The 350-nt window shown below is 34.9% G+C and carries 1 pseudogene; it reads right to left on the bottom strand.

The annotated features are described in order from the left end of the window. A pseudogene (locus tag Z054_RS32070) lies at window positions 1-350 on the bottom strand (hypothetical protein); the annotation flags it as partial.

Raw genomic sequence — 350 nt, 5'->3', positions numbered from 1 at the left:
AGGTAATCCCTGTAATCCCCTTGTTTTGATCTATAGTCATGTTCCCATTGGCATCATAGGTATAATCATCATTGGTATTGGTACCATCTTCAAACCCACTGGCTCCATCAATTTGTTCTTCGACAGTTAAGAGTTTATTCCCGGTATCATAGGTATAGGATAGGTAGTCTAAGGCTACACTTTGATTAAGGCTTCCTTTTTTTTGTCTTTTTAATGATTTTAGGTTACCGTTCTTATCATAAGTAATCCCAAAAACCCTAAACCAATCCTGCTCGCTATTATCCTGACTATTATAATTTGCATTGGTAATTCGGTTTAAAGCATCATATATTAAACTACTGCATTTTTTT

The organism is Aquimarina macrocephali JAMB N27, from assembly GCF_000520995.1.
GTDB classification, from domain to species: Bacteria; Bacteroidota; Bacteroidia; order Flavobacteriales; family Flavobacteriaceae; genus Aquimarina; species Aquimarina macrocephali.
The sequence above is the reverse complement of the archived record's forward strand: the minus strand, read 5'-3'. Positions and strand labels throughout refer to the sequence as shown.